Consider the following 6,456-nt stretch of genomic DNA (forward strand, 5'->3'; position numbering starts at 1 on the left):
TTATAGTTTTAGTTAAAAAAATTTGCATCTTTTACATCTATTTCATTGAATTTCATATTCATACCTATACCTACACGAGTATCTGTACAGCTAGAAGGATCATTTATTTGTAATTTATCTTCTAAAATTTCAAAATTATCATTAAAGCATAAATTAAATATATTTCTAAATGTATTAACAGAAGTTAATGAATTAAATTCTATTTTTTCACCTTTGTAATATATTGATTTTAATATATTAAAAAATGTTATGTCATATTCATATTCAAAATTATCTTTTTTTCCAAAAAATTCAGACATATGATTTCCGTGATCAGATTGTATTACTATAATTGAATCTTTATCTTTTTCTAAAATACTTTCTATTATAGATTCTAATATTTTATTTGTATATTTTATTTGATTTATTATGTCTTCTGGTTTTTCTTTTTTTAATAAAGATTTAAAACTTTCTTGGAAATTCTGGGATAATATAGTTTTTTTATAATCTAATTTTAAATTTTTATTTATTATAAATGGCGGATGGGGCATTAACATATGAACAAAAATAAATTCTGGCTGTTTATTTGTTTTTTTAGATTGAAAAAATTTAACAATATTATTAATTTCTTCTATTCTATTTTTATATTTTAAAATTTTAAATAAATATGATAATAAACTATTATCAAATAAAGTTACAAGAAAGCTGTAATTTGTATTATTTCCAAAATATAATTGCTCAGAATTAGTTTTTATTAATTCTTGATTATTTTCCCATTCGGATACTATTGATATTATTTTATATCCTTTATTTTTTAAATATGCAAAAATTTTATTGTTTTCAAATACATTTTTTACATCAGGAGTTAGTTTAATAAATCCATCTTCCGAGATATTACAACAATTATGTAAATAATCCATATTTAATGTTGAAGGAACAGAAAAATGTGTAAACCAATAATTAGATAACGATTTATCAAAAACATTAAATTTTTTTTCTTTTAAGTAGTTCAAAAAATCTATATTATCAAAATTAATATATTCTTTTAGAGATTCATTGCCAGGATATGAATCAGGTATTATTAAAAATATATTTGGATATGTATTATTATTAATGCTATCATTTAAGAAGTTGGTTTCTGAATTTAAATTATTATTATATTTTTGTAATTTTTTTATGGCTGCTATTATATTAAAAATAAGCACAACATTAATAAATGTGAATACTAAAAGCATTATTTTTGAAAATATAGATATTATATTATAATTAAATTTGTAAAAAAGAGAAAAATATGTAAATACCAATATTAATGAATAATATAACCAATGAAAAAAAGATACCCTACCTTTTTTCTTTATAGGTTCTATGATTGATTTCCATATTATTTTTTTTATGCTATAAAAATATATAAAAAAATTAAATACAATTATACTTGTAAAATGTATTTCAAAAAAATTTATAAGTATTAAATATAGTACGGCATATAATATTGATATTCCTATTAGAATACTTGTTAATGATTTATTACTTATTTCTACTATATTTTGATGGTATAAAAATAATATTGGGATTATAGAAAATAAAAATGGATATAATATATATATTAATGTCATAATTTCTCCATAAGATACATAGTTCTTTTAGAATTATTAATATTTTTTTTGTTTATTATTTTGTAATATTTTGAGAATGAAGTTTCAAAATGTTCAATATTATATTCTTCGTATATATCTTTTCTAGTTAATAATAATTTTTGAACCTGTGAATCTTCTTTTGGTACGAATTCTATTATTAATTTTTTAGATAATGAAGAAAAATAATTTGCTATTTTGTCAAAATTTAAATTATTAGATATGGCCAGATGATGTATTAAAGCTAATGCCATTATAATATCAGGCTTATCTCTAGAAGATATGGAATCCCTTTCCTCGTTTGCCCAACCTATGGATGGACTAGGATTTGTCAGATCAAAAAGAACAGGTAATATATTTTTTTCATTATTCTCCTTTATTTTATTATAATTAAATTCACATGCTAAAGGATCTATATCAAATGCCAAAGAATTTATGTTTTTATTACTTGCTATTCTTGTAAAAAGCCCATTATTTGCACCAAAGTCCCATAAACTAGTTGGATTAGATATATTTATAAAATCCTCTACAATAGTTTTTTTATGCTGAAACGATATATCATCATAATTTGTAGCACTATAATATTCTCCCCATTCTGTATTTTTTAATTTCAATTTAAGTTTATTTAAATTGTCTTGTAAATATATATTTAAATTAATTAATTTATCCTTATTATTATTAATATCTTTATTTTCAACAACATTTTGATCTTTATTTTCATATTTTTTTTGAAATTTAGTTTGCATTTTTATATTCATAAATACAAATTGATTTAATTTAGATGAAATTGGCAATATATTATTTGCTAGATCTACAGGAATACCATCTATATTTGAAATTAATAATTGATTTAATCTAATATCTTTATATGACATTAATATTAATGGCACTATAAAATGTTTTGTAAATTGGTTGAATGCTATCCAAGTACTATCACCATTATACATTTCAAATGATAAAGTATCTATAAAAATAGGTTTGCCATCAAGGAATTGTATATTATAAGCACTGGCATCTTTTAGTATCATATTATATTTTAGAGCAATTTTTTGTATTTTTAATGTTAGTATAGCTGCATCTTTTAATTGAGAAAAACACCATTCATAAGGATAAGTTATAAATGGTATTTTTGTAGGTTTTATTATTTTGAATATATTTTCATCTGATATTATATTATTTAATTCTTCAGTTTCTTCATGAGGTATTATATAGTTTTTAGAACATAATTCTTTATAAAGACCAGATTCCATAAAATAAATATAATTTTCTCTATATATATTATTTATTGCTCTAAAAATAATATTATCTTTTGTAAAAATAAATCCGCTAGGATCTCTGTATGAAGATTTATGCTTATTCATATTTATCACCAGATTTTTTGTTTTTTGAGAATATGTTTTTAAAGAAATTTCCTATAGCAACAAAAAATGCTAAAAATAATTGAAAAAAATCGCTTCCAGAACCTTTATTTATATAGGGATGTAATTCATTGACATTCAATAAGCAAATAAATAAAATCAATATAAAAAAATTAAATGTTTTTCTATGTACCATAATTTTATCCTGAAAATTTAAAATAAAAAATCCTAACATATCATTATTAGATATGTTAGGATTTGATTTCCTATATTTATAATTAATGATAGAATGCTTGCTTGCTTGCTTGCTTGCTTGCTTGCTTGCTTGCTTGCTTGCTTGCTTGCTTGCTTGCTTGCTTGCTTTTTAAAATTAAATATCATTACCATAATTTTAATTATATTATATTTATTAAAAAAGTCAAATTATATAAAATTTATAATATTAAATTAATGATTACTAAATTTAACTTTATATATAAATAGAAGATTCATTGTACTATAATGTTAAAGTTTATAAAGGTTTTTATAAACTTTTATAAGCATTAAAGAAAAGGTTGAGAATTTATCAAAGTCATTCAAAGAATAATTTTAAAGATTAAAGGATTTATTGAAAAAAACAATACTGTAGGATTATATAAAAAATATAATAGAGTAATTATATAATAACTACTATATTATACACTTTATAAATAAATATTTTTATTATTCAAATATTGTTTTGTATTCGTCTTTTAAATAAGGTTTGATTTCTTCTGTTGGTATTAATACTCTAGTTTCACCTATTGCATAAGGTCCGATTTCATATATTCCCCAAGTAAATACTAAACCTTTTGATGTCAAATAGAAATTGTTGTTTTCTAATGTGAGTTCATCTAATCCGAAATAAGAATTAGCATCTCTGCCTTCTATTTTTACAAGTTTATCTTTTATTAAATTAAGTAAATCAGCATTTTTTAAGTCTGTTATTAAATCTGCTATTTTTAATTGATTTCCTGTTTCCAATGAATATACACTATTTATTGTAGCATAGTTTCCATGTGCACCGCCTGTGTATTCATAAACTAATTTATTTATAGATACAACTTTTTCGCTTAAATAGTCTATACCAAATTGAGAAGAATAATTTTCTATATGAGATATATAATCAGACTTTACCCATTCATCATAAATAGGAGTCATTTTATTGCTTATTAAACTTTGAGCTGTTAATAATTTTGTTAAATCATTGAAAGTGCTTGCATCAGTAATTCCAAAATCTTTATTTATGTCTAAATTAATTTTATCTATGTTAGCTGATTTGCTGTCATTATTTAAAGCAAATATTGCTGTTTTGAATTGGAAGAATCTTTGACCATTAGTTGATGATTCAGGAGAAACATTTGAATAAGTGTACTCAATTATTCTAGCACCAGTTACAGGAGTTTTTGCTGCTTTGAAAGTCATTTCTTTTCCATCTATTTTGGCAGTGAAAGGATATGCAGTACTTGGGAAATTTCCTTCTAATGTTTTATTGTCATAAGAAGTTGCTGAAATACTTCCCTCATCAAGCTCCCCTGCTTTTGTAACATTGAATGTGTTTAGATTTTGATTGATGTCTCTGTAATATACTACTCCGAAATTGCCGCTTTCATTCTGTGCTATTTCAGAGTTAATATATTCTCCAGTATCAGCCACTAAATATACAACTTCATAATTATTTGCTTTTTCATTTTCGCTAAGCTGTAATGTAGTTACATCTGCAGTATTAGCGTTAGTTGCTGTTTCTTGTGTAGTATTATTTGAATTACTGCATGAAACAAAAATTAATAAACTACATAATGCCGTTAAAAATAATGATTTCATTTTTACCCTCTTTAAAATTTATACTACTTCCCAAAATATACTTATAATATAACAAAAACTACATTCTAATGTAAAATATTTTATACAGATATATCTTCTATTTAAAATAAATATTGTGAGTATGCATGTAATGATTCCTATTACAAATAAATAAATACTTCCTAGTAAAAACAAATTAAAATCTGTACTGTATTTATGAAGGACTGAATAATGTTATTAAACTAAAATATTTAAATATTTCTGCTTTATCGCCTACTCTTGATATCATTTGCAGTAATATAGAAATCATATAAAAAGCTGAACCTGCCCATAAAGAAACAGATGAAGAATTAAAAATTACAGAACTTAAAAAGCATATTCCTAAAAATGCAAACCATAAACTAAAAAGTCCTATATTAATTATTATAAGTTTTATTATATCAAGTTCTCCTTTAAATATTGCTTCGCTTATAATTATATATAAAATAGTTATGTATATATTTAATAAAAATATTTCCAATATGCCGTTTAATATTTGAGTTGATATTATTTTTATTCTTTAATTAGGAGTTGCTAATAAATATACTATTATTCCTATATCAATATATTTTATAATGAGTCTGTGCACCAGAATTATTATAAAAACTAATGGTAGTACAATAAGTAGAAATGAGTATAAATAATTGATAAGGAAATCCATTAAATTAGAAGAAAAATTGTTCATTCCAAATAAAGCAAACATTTCAGACATTAGCTTTAAACTTTTTCCAAGTTTAGGATCAAACATTGATAATATGCTCATAAATATTATTAATATTTGATTTAAATTCTTTTTTTAACAAAGTAAAGTTAATCATAAATTCCTCCATTTACTTCTTAATAGTAAAAATGCATAAATAATTCTTCTAATGTCTGATTTACAGATTTAATATCTAAAATATCATAATTTGATAATTCTTTTATATCATTATACAAAACTGTTTTTACTATATAACTATTTTCATTATTATTTATTATCTATGTTTTTATATTCTATTTTTAATAGAATTCAGTATTAAATTTTACAGCATCATTTTTTGTTTTAAATACTTTATTTTTTTTACTTTTTTATAAGAAAGAATATTCCATAAGTTCAAAAAAATCTGTTATTTTATAAAAATCTGAATCTGCAACCATGTTTTCTAAATATTCAGAAACATAATCATAAATATATGCATATAAATTCTTCTTGTTATTAAAATGATGTAAAAGCAAATATTTTGATATATTGGCATTGTTGGCTATATTTTCCAATATGGCATGTTTGTATTCATGTTTTGAGAATTCATTTATGACAGCTTGTTTTTTATCTTCTGGTATATTGATATTTTTTTCATTAATTTATTGACTAACTTAGTCAGTCAATAATAAATATCGTATGTATTTATTAATATGTCAAGTTATTTAAGACGCCCCGTATTATAGATTATTTGTCAGGAATTTTCTAAAACAAATGAAATTAGGGTTTTAGTGATTTTTTGTTTTAGAATATCTCTATAATACGGGACATGAATTTATTATGAAAATAAGATATTTTACAGGTGTAAAAATTAATATTAAGAAAAAATATATTTAAAAATTTTAAATTATAGTCGATAGTCGATAGTCGATAGTCGATAGTCGATAGT

Annotated in this window: 7 protein-coding genes; all 7 read right to left on the reverse strand. The window is 21.8% G+C overall.

The features are described from left to right. Positions 1–8: 8 nt before the first annotated feature. The 7 genes from T324_RS0100050 to T324_RS16365 all read right to left on the reverse strand — a co-directional run bounded on the left by T324_RS0100050 (position 9) and on the right by T324_RS16365 (position 6,082). Positions 9–1,592, reverse strand: a complete 1,584-nt coding sequence (locus T324_RS0100050) for a sulfatase-like hydrolase/transferase (RefSeq protein ID WP_028328398.1) — start codon at positions 1,590–1,592, stop codon at positions 9–11. Then, positions 1,589–2,971 carry a hypothetical protein gene (locus T324_RS0100055; RefSeq protein WP_038374904.1) on the reverse strand — a complete coding sequence of 461 codons (1,383 nt, stop codon included), beginning with the start codon at positions 2,969–2,971 and terminating at the stop codon, positions 1,589–1,591. The genes T324_RS0100050 and T324_RS0100055 overlap by 4 nt, the downstream gene beginning before the upstream one ends. Next, positions 2,964–3,164 carry a hypothetical protein gene (locus T324_RS0100060; protein ID WP_156920125.1) on the reverse strand — a complete coding sequence of 67 codons (201 nt, stop codon included), beginning with the start codon at positions 3,162–3,164 and terminating at the stop codon, positions 2,964–2,966. Before T324_RS0100060 ends, T324_RS0100055 begins: the two co-directional genes overlap by 8 nt. A 506-nt stretch (positions 3,165–3,670) precedes the next feature. Next, a complete protein-coding gene (locus tag T324_RS0100070; protein ID WP_028328401.1) occupies positions 3,671–4,810 on the reverse strand; it encodes an RsiV family protein in 1,140 nt (379 codons plus the stop codon). Positions 4,811–5,003: 193 nt separating this feature from the next. After that, the gene (locus T324_RS18325; protein WP_245580586.1) at positions 5,004–5,309 is read right to left on the reverse strand and encodes a hypothetical protein; all 306 of its coding nucleotides are present in this window, start codon (positions 5,307–5,309) and stop codon (positions 5,004–5,006) included. Between the two features lie 39 nt (positions 5,310–5,348). Then, positions 5,349–5,576, reverse strand: a complete 228-nt coding sequence (locus T324_RS18330; RefSeq protein WP_425387413.1) for a hypothetical protein — start codon at positions 5,574–5,576, stop codon at positions 5,349–5,351. A 320-nt stretch (positions 5,577–5,896) separates the two neighbouring features. Further along, positions 5,897–6,082, reverse strand: coding sequence for a TetR family transcriptional regulator (locus T324_RS16365; RefSeq protein ID WP_028328402.1), 186 nt, complete (start codon positions 6,080–6,082; stop codon positions 5,897–5,899). Between the last annotated feature and the right edge of the window lie 374 nt (positions 6,083–6,456).

The organism is Brachyspira alvinipulli ATCC 51933 (assembly GCF_000518245.1).
In the GTDB taxonomy this organism is placed as follows: domain Bacteria; phylum Spirochaetota; class Brachyspiria; order Brachyspirales; family Brachyspiraceae; genus Brachyspira; species Brachyspira alvinipulli.

Excerpts from the sequence above, each read along its gene's own strand:
- T324_RS0100050 (WP_028328398.1), bottom strand. The coding sequence starts at position 1,592 with ATGACATTAATATATATATTATATCCATTTTTATTTTCTATAATCCCA.
- T324_RS0100055 (WP_038374904.1), bottom strand. The coding sequence starts at position 2,971 with ATGAATAAGCATAAATCTTCATACAGAGATCCTAGCGGATTTATTTTT.
- T324_RS0100060 (WP_156920125.1), bottom strand. The coding sequence starts at position 3,164 with ATGGTACATAGAAAAACATTTAATTTTTTTATATTGATTTTATTTATT.
- T324_RS0100070 (WP_028328401.1), bottom strand. The coding sequence starts at position 4,810 with ATGAAATCATTATTTTTAACGGCATTATGTAGTTTATTAATTTTTGTT.
- T324_RS18330 (WP_425387413.1), bottom strand. The coding sequence starts at position 5,576 with ATGTTTGATCCTAAACTTGGAAAAAGTTTAAAGCTAATGTCTGAAATG.